This is a genomic window from Natrinema hispanicum (genome assembly GCF_900111485.1).
Lineage (GTDB): Archaea > Halobacteriota > Halobacteria > Halobacteriales > Natrialbaceae > Natrinema > Natrinema hispanicum_A.
This window is the reverse complement of the sequence record NZ_FOIC01000011.1, coordinates 32,978-47,343: the sequence shown is the minus strand read 5'-3', so window position 1 is coordinate 47,343 and position 14,366 is coordinate 32,978. Positions and strand designations below refer to the sequence as shown.

Here is a 14,366-nt window from a genome sequence, read left to right as displayed (position 1 = left end):
TTACCAGTGCACCTGACGGACGGTCGCGGTCCCACCGGAAACTCATAGACAGTATGACCCAGCGCACTCGAGACGATGTCTCGATCCCTGACGGACAGTCATCGACGACTGAACGAACGGTTTTGCCCGATGCCGTGATACTGCTCCTATGACCGGACTCGAGTTGCTGCTTTTGATTCTCGTCCTGGTGCTCGTTCTCGGGGCGGGACAGCTCGTTGCGGTTGCCAGGCCCTTCATTATCAACGCGGTGGGTGGGCTCGTCGTGTTGTACCTCGCCCAGGTCGGCTTCGGCGTCACAGTGGCGGTGTCGCCGCTGACGGTTGTGATCGTCGCAGTCGGTGGTGTGCCGGGCTCGGTGCTCGTGCTTGCGCTGTCGCTGTTCGGAATCGCGTTCGTTCCGTGACCGACGAGTCATCCGGTCTGCTGTCCCGAGTGACCGGTGTCCCCGCAGACGGGTCGCGGCCGGTACTGACTGACAGTAATCCGTCGGGTCCATGGTGACAGCGTCGGGGTAGCCCCGTGCTGGCTGTCGATCGTGCGCTCGTCTCGCTTATCGTTGTGGCCGCCAAAGGGGCGTAGAAACGATCGTGGCCGGGCCTGGTGCGTACCGACCGCGACTGGCGCGATCAGCGATCCTCGTCGCGCAGTTCGATGTCCGCGACGAGTTCGTAGGGGTGGGCGTCCTTCCGAATGCCATCGATGAGCGTGAACGCCTCGCCGGGCTCTAAGAAGTGTTCCGTGACGACGCGCCCGAGTGGCGTGGGTTCGAAGCCGTCGATGAACTCGTATTCTAAGAGTTTGCCGATAGCGTGTTTCGTCGGCACGTCGCCGAGCATGCGGTCGTTGAGCGCCTTCGCGGCCTTGCCGCCGACGGTGACGTTCGCCAGCGTCTCCTCGACCGCGGCGGCCTCGTCGTAGTGGGTCATCACCGATTCCATCTCGCCTTTGAGGAGTTTGAAGGCGACTTCGTCCTCGGACATCTCCATCGAGTTGTGGTATGCACAGTCGGGTTCGACGAGGACGTACACGGTCCCTTCATCGTGATAGTCAGGTCGACCTGCGCGGCCGAGCATCTGGTGGAATTCTTGTACCGAGAGCCACTCGATACCCATCGCCAGCGAATCGAAGATCACCTGCGAGGCCGGGAAGTCGACACCTGCAGCGAGTGCGGCAGTCGTCACGACCGCGGCGAGTTCTTGCTCGCCGAACTTGCGTTCGACCTCCTTGCGGCGCTTGTAATCTAAGCCGGCGTGATAGGGCGCGGCTGAGTACTCGAGCTTGCGCGAAATTTCGTGACAGCGTCGCCTCGAGTTGGTAAAGATGATCGTCTGCCCGCGATACCCCTTCGAGGATTCGGTGTCGAACGCGCGTTTGACGAGTTTGTTCTCGACCCGGACTTTCTCTTGGCCGTCCGCGAAGGTGACGTGGCGTTCGATCGGCACCGGTCGCTCCTCGAACTCGATGAGTGTCGACTCGAGCGCGCCCGCGAGCTGTTCTGGGTTGCCGACGGTCGCCGAGAGGTAGATCCACTGTGCACCCTGATACTCGTCGCGGCGCTCGGCTCGCTGCTCACAAGTATACTTGAGTCGCGAGATGAGGCCGTCCAGCCGGTGGCCTCGCTCCTCTTCTTTGAGGGTGTGGACCTCGTCGATGACGACGGTCCCGATGTCGCCCATGTCCTTGCCTGTTCGTAGGGCGTGGTCGATCCCCTCGTAGGTGCCGACGATGACGTCGGCGTTGGGATCGAACTGGTTGCCGTTGTCGGCGATTCGGCTCGCGCCCACGCGAATGGAGACATCGACCAGGTGGCCGTATTCGTCCTGAAAGTCCTCGTACTTCTGATTGGCCAGCGCCACCAGCGGCACGAGAAAGAGCATCGTTCCCTTCCCATTGAGGACGCGGTTGATGCCGGCCATCTCTCCGACCAGCGTTTTCCCGGTCGCCGTCGCCGAGACGACCATCTGGTCGTCGCCGTCGAAGAGGCCGTTTTCGACCGCGAGGCTCTGGACCGGCAGCAGGGTCTCGAACCGGTCCTCGAGCAAGCCCTGCAAGCCGGGATGCAGGTTCAGCGAATCGACTCGGACAGGGTCGACCTCGTCGGTCGTCGCCGAGATGGTATCGAACTTCGTCAGATCGGGATCGAGCCGTCCCTTGAGCAGGTTGACGATCCGCTCTAAGTCCTGCACCTCGAGCATGAGTTCCTCGAGACGCTCTTTTGCCGCGCCGGTGACCGCGCCGCTGCCCGAAAAGGAGAGCTGGCGCTCGAGTTCCTGGCGGGCACAGTCCCGACAGATCCAGTCGTTGTCGTCTTTGATGGCCGTCTCGGTCGTGATCGGCGAATACCGGCCAGCCGAGGCACAGTAGCGGCAGGTCCGGACGGTCTTGGCTTTGTCTTCGAGCTGGTAGCCCGCGAGCATCTCGGTGAGTTCACGCCGTCCCTCGGGTGACGTTTGCTCGGAGATGCGGATACGCGTCGCTCGACGAGCGAGTTCGACGAACTCGTCGGGCTGGCGGGGCTCTTCGCTCGAGCCGTCTTTGAGCCGGAACTTCGCGGGGCGGGGACCGGCTGAGGTTTCCGAGAGTCCGAGTTTCGCTCTGAACAGCCGTTTGCCGTCACGTTCGACGACGATCAGGTAGTCGTCGCCGGTTTCGTGACAGAAGATCGTATCGACCTGCTGGACCTGCTTCGACACGGCCACGAGTAGGGCGTGGCGGTATTTCAGCGGTTCGGACTGACTCGAGCGGGCCGGTGCGATACTGTCGGCCTCGCCGAGTGGCGAGCCCGGGTCCGTCTCGGTTGTCGGCCGGCGGAAATCGCTTTCCAATCTCGAACTCCGACGACGGCTACTGTATATGACCCACGAGTGATCTATAGCACTACATATAACTCTTAGCGAGTTACATACCGGGTGCGTCGAGTCCCATCATCATATGGGTTTGAATCCGTGGGAGCACATCCCGGTTGTTCGCCGCCGCTATGCGCTTCGTTTTCTCGCTGCCCTCGCAGTTATCCTCCTCATCGTGGGTGCGTTCGGCGGCACTATATATGCACAGACTGGTGACGAACTCGAGTCGGACGTCGAGTCACAACTCGTCACCAGCGCCGAAACGGATGCCGACCGAATCGACATCTGGTTTCGATCGACCGAGCGCTATCTGAGTTCGCTGCCCCGCTCGTCGGCGTTTCGCAGCGATGACCGGGTGGCGATCAGCGACTCGTTACACCGGATGAACGATCGCACCGCGTTCGAAGGCGCGTACTACGTCGATGCCGAGACGGGTGCCATCCACGCGAACGCAGGCACGAACGCGGTCATCACCGACGACGGCCGCGTCACCGAAGCGGTCGACGCCCAGCTTTCGACCGTGCTGAAAGACGACTCCCAGGTCGTCTTCTCCGAGGCGTTCGAAACCGAGGCTGGCCGGCCGGCGATGCTCGCCGTCAGCGACGTCCCCGGCGAGTCCGACCACGTCGTCGTCGGGGTCGTCGACCTCGAGTCGCTGTCCCGGTATATGATCGGGGCCGACGACCACGACGACGTGGTCGTCGTCGACCGCTCGGGGACGATCGTCCTCGCCGAGGAACGATCGCTGCTGTTGCAAGACGACGCACTCGAGCCCGAAACCGTCGCGAACGGCACGGGGACGACGTCGATCGATGCCGGATCAGCAGACAGCGAGACCGTCGTCGGCTACGCCCCGCTCGAGCACGACGGGTGGACGCTGACGACCCGCGTCCCAGCGGCCGATGCCTACGCGCTCCAGTCGACGATCTCCAACTGGCTCCTTGCGATGCTCGCGGTTACCTTCGGAGGCATGCTCGTACTCGGTGCGACGGTCGGCCGGAACACGGCTCGCTCGCTGCGCGACCTCTCAGAACGGGCCGCGGCCATCGAGGACGGGAACCTCGACGACCCGCTCGAGTCACCCCGCTCGGACGAACTCGGCGAGTTGCATCGATCGATCGATCAGATGCGCCAGTCGCTGCGCGACCGGCTCGAGGAGGCCGAAGCCGCCCGAGCAGAGGCCGAACGGGAACGCTCGGAATCCGAGCGCTTCTCCCGGCAACTCGAGCAAACGGCCGACGAGTACGGGACGACGATGCGTGCCTGTGCCGACGGCGACCTGACGCGACGTCTCGATCTCGACGCCGACAGCGAGGCGATGGCGACGGTCGCGGCGGCGTTCAACGACATGATGGACGATCTCGAGGCAACGGTGGCTGCGACGCGGGCATTCGCCGACGCGGTCGACGAGGCCGCCGACTCGACGGCCGACGGCGTCGTGGAGGTCCGGTCGGCCTCCGAACAGGTGACGACCTCGGTCCAGCAGATCGCCGACGGTGCCGAACGCCAGAGCGACCACCTCGAGACGATCAGCGACGAAGTCGACGAACTCTCGACGACCACCCAGCAGATCGCGGCGACCTCCTCGCAGGTTGCGACGCTGGCCGAGCAGACCGCGACGACGAGTGCCGACGCTCGCGAGTCGGCCCGGCGGGCGATCGCCGGTATGAACGCCATCGAGGAGGAGGCCAGCGACGCCGTCGCGGAAGTCGCCCGCCTCGAAGAGGAGATCGCGGCGATCGACGACCTCCTCGAGTTCATCGCCGACGTTACCCGGGAGACGAACATGCTCGCGCTCAACGCCAGCATCGAGGCCGCCCGCTCGAGTTCGGACGACGCCCAGTTTACCGCGGTCGCCGAACAGGTCAAGTCCCTCGCCGCGGACACCCAGGAGGCCGCAACCGACATCGAAGCGCGCCTCGAGCAGGTCAGCGAGCAGACCGCCCAGGTCGCAGCCGTCGTCCGACAGACCGACGAGCGGATCGCCGACCACCGCAGCGCAGTCGAAACCACGGTCGCCTCGCTCGAGGAGATTTCGACGTTCGCCGAGGAGACCAACGAGGGGGTTCAGGAGATTTCGGCGGCGACCCAACAGCAGGCCGGCGCGACCCAGGGGATCGTGACGATGACCGATGACGTCACGGCGATCAGCGAGGAAACCAGCGCCGAAGCGGAGACGGTCGCCGCGGCTGCCGAAGAACAGACCTCGTCGCTCGTCGCGGTCTCACACACCGCCACGTCGCTGTCCGAGCAGGCACGGGAACTGTCCGACGCGCTGTCGGCGTTCGAGGTAAACGCCGAACTGGCCGGTCCCGAAGCGATCGAGTCAGAAACGCTGGCTCCAAACGCCGAACTCCCGGCTGCTGACGACTACGTGGTCGACTCGACCGTCCCGGACGACGCGTCGACCGACGACTATGGAGACACAACCGCTGCCGACGAGGATGAACCGGCGTCTCCGTCTCGAGAATTCGACTGGACCAGCCCACAATAGCCGCGTCGAAGCGTCGTTATCTCTCGACTCCGATTTCGAGCGCAGCCATCGGCTGCGGAGATTGCGTGCCTTCTCGACTACCGTCTTACTGATTTCCGGCTGGTGGGATACGTCCGGAATGTGCCTGCATGAACCCGGCAGCGACAGTGATTCCCGTCGTCGGCAGCAGAACTGGCGACTGCGGACGATCAGCGTTACTCGAGCAACTCGATCTCGTCGTCGCCGTGCGGAACTGCACAGATGAACGCGCCCGGCTCGTCGCCGTCGTTGCGGTACCAGTGGACCGTCCCAGCGGGGATGAGCAACGAGTCGCCGGCTTCGACCTCGTAGGTTTCGTCGCCGATACCCACCGTGTACGCGCCCGCGAGAACGTACTGTTCGTGTTCGACCTCGTTGGTGTGCTTTGGGACCTCCCCGCCAGCCTCGAGGACGAACCGCCGGATCGCGAAGTGAGGCGCGCCGTGGTCATCGTTGATCAGGACGCCTTTCTCGAGGCCGTCGGCGGCATCGACCGGGTCGTACTCAATCTCGTCGCTCCGTCGCAGGACTGGCTCGGTCATACTGCGAGTCGGTGCCGGAGCCACAAAATCGTCCGGGTCGCTGGCCGCGTTTTACGACACCAGCTGTCGAAGCCGCGAGAGGAGATACCACAGGCCCCCGATGATTCCACACAGGAAGACGAGGTTGAACAGCAGGATGGCGTACTCGGTGGGACCCATCGTCGTCAGGATCGTCATAGACGACTGTTTGTTGGTCTCTCACATTATCATGTCGATACACTAACTGCTATGGGTCATTCGTGGTATGTCGTCACCGACGACGGCGCTGTCGCTCAGCGGTGTAAAATACTGCAGTCAAGAGTCGATACCGTACGAATTCCGCCTTACAGGCGCTCGACGTTCGTCGCGCGCGGGCCCTTAGGGGCCTGCTCGATGTCGAACTCGAGTTCCTGACCTTCTTCCAGGTCCGGGCCGCCGATGTCTTCCATGTGGAAGAAAACGTCGTCGTCCGCGTCCTCAGTCTCGATGAATCCGTAGCCGCCAGTGTCGTTGAAGAAATCAACGGTTCCTTTCGCCATTGCTTCTAAAGAGAACGCCCGGGGACTGATAAACCCACCGAATCGGATCACTTCTCGAAATTGGTTGTTGCAGGGCCACTTGGTCGAGTTTCGCCGATTTTCAACCGTTGATACCGACTGCTGTCGGTCAGTGCTGATGGGCCTGCGATTTACCGTTCTGGTGTGTCAGGGACCCTGTGACAGGAGGCTGTCTCAGACGTTCTCGCCGTCCTCGAGTCGCTGTACTGAGACTGAGATGAAATACACCAGCATAAACACGAAAAACCCGCCCGCGAGCCCAATGAGTTCGACAGTACCCACGCCGTCGGGGTCGATAATGGCAACCGCCGCCATTCCTAAGACGAATACTGCGATGACGAAGATACCAACGGCGTAGTAGAAGCCGAGATCGGACTCGAGATACTGTCGCATGTGGTGTCATTTCGACGCGATCAGCAAAACGGTACCGACGCTCGGTTCAGGAGGACGCCGAAGTGTGGTGTCGTCGCCCGCTGTGATGCCTGCTTACGCGAGCAGCCGACGAACCGCGTCGGCGTACTCGTCGGGGATCTGCTCGGCGATCGCGTCCGTCTCGGTCTCGCCGTCGTAGTTGACGAGATACGTGCGGCCGCCTTCGTCGCCGTAGATTCCCTGGAAGTCGTAGACGAAGCCGTAGACGGCGACGTCGTCGGGGACGTCCGCGGCCTCGCGCAGGAACTGGACCTGTGTGTCGACGTTGTACTCGACGAGTTGGTTGATGACCGTCTCGTCGTCCGCATCGGTGTCGACCTGCCCGCTCTCGATGGCCTCCTCGACGACCGGCACGAGCAGGTCGACCCATTTGTCGACCCCCTGCGGGCCGGGCATGTCGCCACCGGTCGCAACGTTGTAGGCGGCGGTGACGGCCCCACAGCCGGTGTGGCCGACGACGGCTGCGACCTCGGTGCCGGCGTGTGCGATCGGGTACAGCAGCCCGCCGTTGACGATCTGGTCGCCGTCGACCTCGTCCCAGACCTGATTGCCGATGTTGCTGGGTGTAAAGACTGTCCCGGGCTCGTCAGCGTCCCACATATCGACCTGTGGGACACGTGAGTCCGAACAGCAAATCGAGACGACGGCAGGCTGTTGCCCGTCCTGTACGTCGGCGAAGTGGTCGTCGGCGAGGCCGGCGACGTGGCGCTGGTTGCCGGCGAGCAAGTCTTCGAGGACGTCTTGATCCGTGCCCATATGAGACACAGGCGCAATGGCAGTCAAAATGGTTACGTTCCATTCCGCACCAGCTGTCAACTTTTCAATCTGTGGTCGGTCCTGAACAGCTAGATGTCGATTCCCACGACGACGGTGAGCGCGGCGAGCGACAACAACGGGACGACCCTCTCATCGCTCGCCGGCAGGACCCGAACTAGATCCGAGTCGTCGAGGAAGCCATCTCGGACGCTGCGACGATCAACACCAGGGGGTTCAACAGTAAACTCTGCTATCAGTTCCCTAGCAGCGTCTCGAGGCAGTAAAACACCGCGCCGAAGAAGACCAGCGTGACGAGTAGAGACCGTGGCTGCTCGACGGAGATCGCCGTGACTGTGTGGACATTCAAAGCGGGTGTTGTCTACGTATCACGGCCGCAGCGGAGACGATTTTGCTAATCAGTAATTCCAAACCCTCGCTTGAATAGTACTAGATTGACAAAAAGGACGACGATAGTCGCAGCTGTAAGCACGACGAGAGACGTATTCGGGTTTATCTCACTCATTCCCAGCATTCCGTATCGGACTCCGTTGACCATGTAGACCATTGGGTTGAGCAGTGAGGCGGTGTAGGCCAGCCCGTCGAGCTGGTCTAATGAATAGAACACTCCTCCAAAGAACACCAGCGGCCGGAGCAGGAATTGGTTCATGACCGTCAGATGGTCAAAGTCTTCTGCGATCAGCCCACCGATAACGCCAAGCCCGGCAAAGAGGGTCGTCGTTATGACACCGAAACTAACCAGGTAGAGCGGGTGAGCGAACGGAATTGACGTAAAGAGGAAGCCAACACCGATTATCAGACCACCAATGATGAAGCCGCGAAGTGCGCTCGCTAGCACGTATCCGGCAACGGTATAGCTGTGTGACAGGGGTGATGTTATGACTTCGTGGATGTACTCGTTCCACCGCCCGTGGAAAATGCTGAACGACGCGTTCTCGAAGGCATTCGATATAGCACCCAGTACGACCAGACCGGGCAAAACGAACTGGATATAGGTCACATCACTGATCGTCCCGATTCTACTTCCGAGGATCACCCCAAAGACGGAGAAGTAGAGCACGTTTGTTATCAATGGGGGGAGGAACGTGTTGTACGGACGTCTAACGAATCGGAGTACTTCGCGTCTGATTAACGACTGTAGCTGTCTACTGGCAACGCTCATGCTTGCTCACCGTTGAAGAAACCTTGACTGTTTTGTTTTCTAACACACTGTTCCAGCGACCGTGGCAGATCGAGAACACAGCGTTCTCGAGGTCGTTCGAACACCTCGCGTCGGAAGGGCACGCGGAAGCCGATCGCGGACATCAGGCGACTCCCTCCTGTTCTCGCTTCGGCGGGGTATCCGTCTCGCTCGTTTCGGACTCGTCACCGTCGCTCGCACTCTCGGCCGTCGAGCGGGTCACAGAGCGGTCCTCGCGCTCGGTCAGGTCGACGAAGATCTCCTCGAGCGAGGTCCGGCTGATCTCGAGGTCGGCGATCTCGTAGCCTCGTGCTTCGAGGTCGTTGAGCAAGCGCGGGGCGATCGAGCCGCCGTCGTCGACACGGACCTCGAGTCGGTCCCCGGAAAGCGTCGTCTCGTGTGCGTAGGGGCCGAGTTCGGGTGCACTGGCTGGCGTGGACTCGAGGCCGACGGCGATCGTGTCGGTTCCGCGTCCTTTCAGTTCGTCCGGGGTCGCGACGGTCACTTTCCGCCCCTCGTTCATGATCGCGACGCGATCGCAGAGGCGTTCAGCCTCCTCGATGTAGTGGGTGGTCAGGAGAATCGTCGTCCCCTCCTCGTTGAGTTCGGTCACGAGCTCCCAGAGGTCGTGGCGAAGCTGGACGTCGACGCCAGCAGTCGGCTCGTCGAGAATCAGCAGATCGGGGTCGGTAACGAGGGCTCGAGCGAGCAACAGGCGTCGTTTCATCCCGCCAGAGAGCCAGTCGAAGCGCTCGTTTCGCTTGTCGTAGATCCCGACGCGTTTGAGCACTTCGTCGGCCCGTTCGGCGGCCTCGTCTGCGGGAACGCCGTGATAGCCGGCTTTGTGCTCTAAGACTTCGCGGATCGGAAAAAACCGGTCGACGTTGAACTCCTGTGGGGCAACCCCGATCGCGTCGCGGGCTTGCTGGTAGTCGTCTTCGACGTCGTAGCCGAAAACGCGTGCCTCGCCGCCGGTCTTGCGAACCAGTCCGACCAGCGTGTTGATAAACGTCGTTTTCCCTGCACCGTTCGGACCGAGCAGGCCGAAGAACTCGCCTTCCTCGACGGTCAGCGACAGTTCCTGGAGGGCGCGTAGCTCTCCGTACTCTTTAACGAGATCGACAGTCTCGATGGCCGGTGGCATCGATACAGGGTCAGCCCCGGTTACGGTTAAACCGTTTGTTCGCAGCGTTCCCCACTGCAACAGGTGTGTTCCCGCCTCTCACGATCGGTGGCGAATCGGTTCGCCCGACGGTCTCAGTTCGCCGTTCGCGGCCGACCAGAGAGGGCGGACGCACCGCTTTGCTGGGCAATATCGAGCGCGGTCATCACGTCGGTTCGCGAGATCAGTCCAACGAGATCGTCGTCTTCGACGACGAGCAGGCGGCCGATATCGTGTTTTTGCATCCGCTCGATGGCCGTCATCGCGTCCGAATCGGGCGTGATCGTCTCTAAATCCGTCGTCATCACGTCCTTGACAGTGTATGCATCGCGCTCGACTGGCACAACCTCGCGGGCGTCACCCAGCGTCACGAGGCCGACGAGCCGTTCGCCCTCGAGCGCTTCGTTCTCGACGACCGGGTACCCCGTATGGCGCTCGGTGAACATCCGCTGGAGTAACTCCGCGACAGTCGTCTCGGGATCGACTGTGTGGAGGTCACTCACCGGTGTCATGATGTCGCTGACGGTAATATCCTGAAAGGCGGCTTTCATCGTCACCTGTTGGGCCTCACTCGAGGCGGCGATGAACACGAAGAAGGCGACGCCGATGAGGATGATGTTGAGCGAGAAGAGGCCGAACAGACCCATCACGATGGCAAACAGTTTGCCGACGCTGGCGGCTTGCTGGGTTGCCCGTGCGTATGGTTGGTTACGGGCAAGCAGTGCTCGCAGCACTCGGCCGCCATCCATCGGGAACGCGGGCAACATGTTGAAGATCGCGAGTGCGATGTTGAGGATAGCCAGATACCCGAAGACGAATCGTGCACCGCTGAGACTTGCAGGGATCACGGAGAAGAGTGCATAGGAGCCGACGCCGAGCAGGACGCTGACGATCGGGCCAGCGATGGCGATTGTCAGTTCCTGACGCCAGTTCTCGGGCATCTCCGAGAAGGCGGCGATGCCGCCGAATAACCAGAGCGTGATCGAGTCGATCGGAAAGCCGAACCGCTTGGCGGTCAACGAGTGTCCGAGCTCGTGGAGGATGACGCCGATGAATAGGCCGACCGCCGCAGTCAGCCCGAGGACCCATGGCATCAAACCGGCGCTAATCGCTCCGATATTGATTCCTGCGGTGAGCCCGTCGTTGAGCAATCCCGCAACCTCCTCGATCTGTGACCCGATGAGGTACGCAAACAGCGGGAGCACCAGCAGGAACGTCAGATCTAGCTTGATCGGAATGCCGAATAAGGACCCGATCCGGAAGCTTCTCATACAGTCCCCTTGCGGCGGCGAACCCTTAAACACGCCGTCGAACCGACAACACAGCCGCTGTCTGCAGCGCGGTGCTCGCACGATCAGGATTCACTCGAGTCGAATTGAATCACCTACTGTGACACAACAACCCACGACACTAGTGACCACGAACCTTTGATAGATATAATCCTCCTAGTATCTACTAACCACTATATACTCTCTGCCCCATAGACTTATACAGGAGTTCGTGGATTATGTTGGTACGATGATGGAACTGACCCACGACACCGCTCACCCGGCTGGCCTCCCGTCCGAACTCGACTCCGCGCAGGCGAAACTCGTCTACTTCTATCTCGAGACGACCGACGGTGCGACCGCGGCCGATCTCCACCAGTCGCTGGGGCTGCCGAAACTGGCGATTCTGAGCGTCCTCAAGTCGCTTGCGAGTCAGGGACTCGTCGAACAGACCGACGCCACCTACGTCGCGACCGACTTGGCTCGCCGGAACAACTGAGCCGGAACCGGTTTACACCGATCGCAGGGCTGGCATGCGCCCGGTGGCCGCGACTCCATCGCCTCGTTCTTCCGCTGGCTGCTGACCTCCCCAGCGACATGGTTTGGGGGATCGCCGGCAGTCAGCAGGGAGTAGGGCCTGATACTGCCGGACAACAGTCAAGACGAAGCCGGTCGTGAATTCGCGGCCGGCTCCACCGGTGACGGCCACGGTAGAGCGACCGATCTTCACATCGTTCTGTCCGGGCGTATGACGCGCGGACAGTCTCCCGGAACGGCCGACGCGGCGCTTCGAAGCCTTTATCCGCGCGGTGGGCGTCCGTTTTCACAAGTAACCACAACCATGTCAGACAAGCCTGCCTCCATGTACCGGGAGATCAGTAAGCCGGCCTATACGCGCCGCGAATACATCACTGGCATCCCGGGCTCGAAGATCGCACAGCACAAGATGGGCGACACCTCGGCGGACGCCGACGACTACCCTGTCCAGATCAGCCTCGTCACCGAAGAAGAGGTCCAGCTCCGCCACGGGAGCCTCGAGGCGTCGCGCCTCTCCGCGAACCGTCATATGCTCAAAAACGCCGGCGAGGGCAACTACACGATGATCCTTCGCAAGTTCCCCCACCACGTCATCCGGGAGAACAAGCAGGCGACGGGTGCGGGTGCAGACCGTGTTTCCGACGGGATGCGCCAGGCATTCGGGAAGATCGTCGGCACCGCAGCCCGCATCGACGCTGGCGAGCGCATCTTCACGATCTGGTGTGACGTCGACGACGCCGACTTCGCCAAGGACGCGCTCCGGCGTGCCTACAACAAGATCTCGCCGCCGTGCCGTGTCGTCGTCGAGAAGGGCGAAGAGAAGCTGATCGCGTAAAACCACCTTTTACACTGCGTTCGTTTCGCGTCGACAGCAGCGTTGCTGCTGCACGACGCGCTGTCACTCGGTAAAAGCTGGACCAAAAGCACTCCTCCTTCCGTTCCCTCGCTCCCGATGGTCACTCGGTCACATCAGTCGTCGGCCCGCTCGCTCACTGACTCACGGCCGTCGGCCGTTCGTCTTTCCGCGGCGCGTAGCGCCGCGCTTTCGTTCGCTCGCGGTCAGTATCGGTGAACCGCCTGCCCTCCCCCGCGTCGTGCGTCTCTCGCGGTGCTCGAGCCGCACTCCCGGCCACCGCATCTCATGTTCGGAATCCCGGTCTCGGGCACCTTTTTACCCGTTTGTTCCTGACTACTGTCTATGATCGATCTCGCGGTCGCCAACGACCAGGAGACGTTCGGGCGGATGCGTGAGCCGCTGGCCGACCGGGGGATACATGTTCACCACGTGCCCGTGCGCGAGCGTACGGTTGCGATCGGCGACCCGCCGTGGGACCCCGACGACTACGACGTCGGCTTCGTCTATCCCGGTCGCCTCATGGAAGGCGGGGTCGCCGACGCGTTGCTCGAGATCCCGTGGCTCAACGATCACGAGACGGTGATGACCTCGCGGAACAAAGCCGAGGTGCTGGCCCGACTCGAGCGAGTCGGTCTCCCCGTTCCTGACTCCGTTTACGTCTCGAACGACGTCCCGGAGACCGAACTGATCGAGGTCTTCGAGCGCTTCGAGCCACCGGTCGTGGTCAAGCCGAACTCGACGACGCGAGGTGTCGGCGTCGCGAAGGCCCACGACCTCGATTCCTTTCTGGGGATCTGTGATTACCTCTCGCTGGTCCACGATTATCGGGCGACCGGCGATCGGTCGTTTCTGGTTCAGGAATATCTGCCCGACGCGACTGACTATCGCGTGATGGTCCTCGAGGGTGAGTACGTCGGCGCAGTCGAGCGCCGGCTGCCCGACGAGGCAGTAAGTGAGGGGCAGTGGAAACACAACGTTCACCGCGGGGCGACCGCGACCGGTGTCGAGCTCCCCGAGTCCTGGCGCGAGCTCGCCGAATCAGTTGCTGCCGAACTCGAGATTCCGTTTCTGGGCGTCGATCTGCTCGAGACGGACGATCGGCTGGTTGTCAACGAGACGAACGCCCGGCCGACGATCGACGAGGAAACGAAGTACGGCGCGGGGTTTTACGACCGGCTCGCGGCCGCGATTCGCAACGCCACTGCTCGCGACTGAAACCGAAACTCAAATCGAAGGTGGCGACCGCGACGGCCCGGTTACTCGAGGCTGATATCCGAGGAGCTCTCCGCGCGATCGAAGACGACCTCGAGGACGCCGTTGTTGTAGGTCGCGGCAGCGGTGTGTTCGTTGACGCGGGTCGGCAGGGAGACGCGTTCGTCGTACTGGCGGTGTTCGCTTTCGGCGGAGATGGTCAGGGTCTTGCCGTCACACTCGAGGTCGATGTTGTCTTTTTCGACGCCTGGCAGGTCGGCGACGACGCGGATTTCTTCGTCGGTCTCGTGGATGTCGACGTGGGTGTCCATGCCGAAGCCGCTGTCAGGGTCTCGCGTGGAGTCGAAATCCATGTTGGCGTTCGTGCTGTTCATCATTTCGTTCATCATTCGTTCGATCTCGCGAAACAGGTCGTCGAAGGGTTCGTCGCGGTCGTCTCGGCGCATGGGGTTGCCTAGGGTATCGGATGGCAAAAACTTTCTGTCGTTACTATAACTCTGTCCGTTGAT

At 61.8% G+C, this 14,366-nt stretch carries 16 protein-coding genes; 5 read left to right on the top strand and 11 right to left on the bottom strand.

The features are described from left to right. Positions 1 to 148: 148 nt before the first annotated feature. Entirely contained in the window at positions 149 to 403 is a 255-nt protein-coding gene (locus BSG09_RS11580; protein WP_092933262.1) for a pro-sigmaK processing inhibitor BofA family protein, read from the top strand. Between the two features lie 223 nt (positions 404 to 626). On the opposite strand, the gene BSG09_RS11575 is transcribed toward BSG09_RS11580, so the two are convergent. Next, on the bottom strand, positions 627 to 2,693 hold the full coding sequence (locus BSG09_RS11575) for a DEAD/DEAH box helicase (RefSeq protein WP_092933379.1): 2,067 nt from the start codon (positions 2,691 to 2,693) through the stop codon (positions 627 to 629). Positions 2,694 to 2,931: 238 nt separating this feature from the next. Here BSG09_RS11575 and BSG09_RS11570 point away from each other — a divergent pair, with 238 nt between their 5' ends. After that, entirely contained in the window at positions 2,932 to 5,340 is a 2,409-nt protein-coding gene (locus BSG09_RS11570) for a methyl-accepting chemotaxis protein (protein WP_092933260.1), read from the top strand. A gap of 194 nt (positions 5,341 to 5,534) precedes the next feature. On the opposite strand, the gene BSG09_RS11565 is transcribed toward BSG09_RS11570, so the two are convergent. The 8 genes from BSG09_RS11565 to BSG09_RS11535 form a co-directional block, all read right to left on the bottom strand. Next, positions 5,535 to 5,900 (bottom strand): cupin domain-containing protein, encoded by a 366-nt coding sequence (locus tag BSG09_RS11565; RefSeq protein WP_092933258.1) that lies wholly within the window; start codon positions 5,898 to 5,900, stop codon positions 5,535 to 5,537. A 51-nt stretch (positions 5,901 to 5,951) separates the two neighbouring features. Next, on the bottom strand, positions 5,952 to 6,077 hold the full coding sequence (locus BSG09_RS21585) for a hypothetical protein (protein ID WP_262488519.1): 126 nt from the start codon (positions 6,075 to 6,077) through the stop codon (positions 5,952 to 5,954). A gap of 146 nt (positions 6,078 to 6,223) precedes the next feature. Continuing rightward, positions 6,224 to 6,418, bottom strand: a complete 195-nt coding sequence (locus BSG09_RS11560; protein ID WP_005554588.1) for a cold-shock protein — start codon at positions 6,416 to 6,418, stop codon at positions 6,224 to 6,226. A gap of 192 nt (positions 6,419 to 6,610) precedes the next feature. Continuing rightward, on the bottom strand, positions 6,611 to 6,829 hold the full coding sequence (locus BSG09_RS11555) for a hypothetical protein (RefSeq protein ID WP_092933256.1): 219 nt from the start codon (positions 6,827 to 6,829) through the stop codon (positions 6,611 to 6,613). A gap of 93 nt (positions 6,830 to 6,922) precedes the next feature. After that, positions 6,923 to 7,624, bottom strand: coding sequence for a carbonic anhydrase (locus BSG09_RS11550; RefSeq protein ID WP_092933254.1), 702 nt, complete (start codon positions 7,622 to 7,624; stop codon positions 6,923 to 6,925). 412 nt (positions 7,625 to 8,036) lie between these two features. Next, the gene (locus BSG09_RS11545; protein ID WP_092933252.1) at positions 8,037 to 8,804 is read right to left on the bottom strand and encodes an ABC transporter permease; all 768 of its coding nucleotides are present in this window, start codon (positions 8,802 to 8,804) and stop codon (positions 8,037 to 8,039) included. Between the two features lie 142 nt (positions 8,805 to 8,946). Then, positions 8,947 to 9,966 (bottom strand): ABC transporter ATP-binding protein, encoded by a 1,020-nt coding sequence (locus tag BSG09_RS11540; protein WP_092933250.1) that lies wholly within the window; start codon positions 9,964 to 9,966, stop codon positions 8,947 to 8,949. A gap of 113 nt (positions 9,967 to 10,079) precedes the next feature. Next, positions 10,080 to 11,255, bottom strand: coding sequence for a CBS domain-containing protein (locus BSG09_RS11535; RefSeq protein ID WP_092933248.1), 1,176 nt, complete (start codon positions 11,253 to 11,255; stop codon positions 10,080 to 10,082). 247 nt (positions 11,256 to 11,502) lie between these two features. Here BSG09_RS11535 and BSG09_RS11530 point away from each other — a divergent pair, with 247 nt between their 5' ends. Beyond that, a complete protein-coding gene (locus BSG09_RS11530) occupies positions 11,503 to 11,751 on the top strand; it encodes a helix-turn-helix domain-containing protein (RefSeq protein ID WP_394328121.1) in 249 nt (82 codons plus the stop codon). 342 nt (positions 11,752 to 12,093) lie between these two features. Then, complete coding sequence (locus tag BSG09_RS11520; RefSeq protein ID WP_092933242.1) at positions 12,094 to 12,624, top strand: 50S ribosomal protein L16; 531 nt, start codon at positions 12,094 to 12,096, stop codon at positions 12,622 to 12,624. 154 nt (positions 12,625 to 12,778) lie between these two features. Here BSG09_RS11520 and BSG09_RS20830 read toward each other — a convergent pair whose 3' ends face one another. Continuing rightward, positions 12,779 to 12,922, bottom strand: a complete 144-nt coding sequence (locus BSG09_RS20830; protein WP_175542193.1) for a hypothetical protein — start codon at positions 12,920 to 12,922, stop codon at positions 12,779 to 12,781. A 65-nt stretch (positions 12,923 to 12,987) separates the two neighbouring features. Between BSG09_RS20830 and BSG09_RS11515 the strand changes: the two genes are divergently transcribed. After that, positions 12,988 to 13,860, top strand: coding sequence for an ATP-grasp domain-containing protein (locus BSG09_RS11515; protein WP_092933240.1), 873 nt, complete (start codon positions 12,988 to 12,990; stop codon positions 13,858 to 13,860). Between the two features lie 41 nt (positions 13,861 to 13,901). On the opposite strand, the gene BSG09_RS11510 is transcribed toward BSG09_RS11515, so the two are convergent. Then, on the bottom strand, positions 13,902 to 14,303 hold the full coding sequence (locus BSG09_RS11510) for an Hsp20/alpha crystallin family protein (RefSeq protein ID WP_092933238.1): 402 nt from the start codon (positions 14,301 to 14,303) through the stop codon (positions 13,902 to 13,904). Between the last annotated feature and the right edge of the window lie 63 nt (positions 14,304 to 14,366).

Coding starts and splice junctions, on each gene's coding strand:
- BSG09_RS11540 (WP_092933250.1), bottom strand. CDS start 9,966: ATGCCACCGGCCATCGAGACTGTCGATCTCGTTAAAGAGTACGGAGAG.
- BSG09_RS11530 (WP_394328121.1), top strand. CDS start 11,503: ATGATGGAACTGACCCACGACACCGCTCACCCGGCTGGCCTCCCGTCC.
- BSG09_RS11550 (WP_092933254.1), bottom strand. CDS start 7,624: ATGGGCACGGATCAAGACGTCCTCGAAGACTTGCTCGCCGGCAACCAG.
- BSG09_RS11555 (WP_092933256.1), bottom strand. CDS start 6,829: ATGCGACAGTATCTCGAGTCCGATCTCGGCTTCTACTACGCCGTTGGT.
- BSG09_RS11570 (WP_092933260.1), top strand. CDS start 2,932: ATGGGTTTGAATCCGTGGGAGCACATCCCGGTTGTTCGCCGCCGCTAT.
- BSG09_RS21585 (WP_262488519.1), bottom strand. CDS start 6,077: ATGACGATCCTGACGACGATGGGTCCCACCGAGTACGCCATCCTGCTG.
- BSG09_RS11535 (WP_092933248.1), bottom strand. CDS start 11,255: ATGAGAAGCTTCCGGATCGGGTCCTTATTCGGCATTCCGATCAAGCTA.
- BSG09_RS11545 (WP_092933252.1), bottom strand. CDS start 8,804: ATGAGCGTTGCCAGTAGACAGCTACAGTCGTTAATCAGACGCGAAGTA.
- BSG09_RS11580 (WP_092933262.1), top strand. CDS start 149: ATGACCGGACTCGAGTTGCTGCTTTTGATTCTCGTCCTGGTGCTCGTT.
- BSG09_RS11565 (WP_092933258.1), bottom strand. CDS start 5,900: ATGACCGAGCCAGTCCTGCGACGGAGCGACGAGATTGAGTACGACCCG.
- BSG09_RS11560 (WP_005554588.1), bottom strand. CDS start 6,418: ATGGCGAAAGGAACCGTTGATTTCTTCAACGACACTGGCGGCTACGGA.
- BSG09_RS11520 (WP_092933242.1), top strand. CDS start 12,094: ATGTCAGACAAGCCTGCCTCCATGTACCGGGAGATCAGTAAGCCGGCC.
- BSG09_RS11515 (WP_092933240.1), top strand. CDS start 12,988: ATGATCGATCTCGCGGTCGCCAACGACCAGGAGACGTTCGGGCGGATG.
- BSG09_RS11510 (WP_092933238.1), bottom strand. CDS start 14,303: ATGCGCCGAGACGACCGCGACGAACCCTTCGACGACCTGTTTCGCGAG.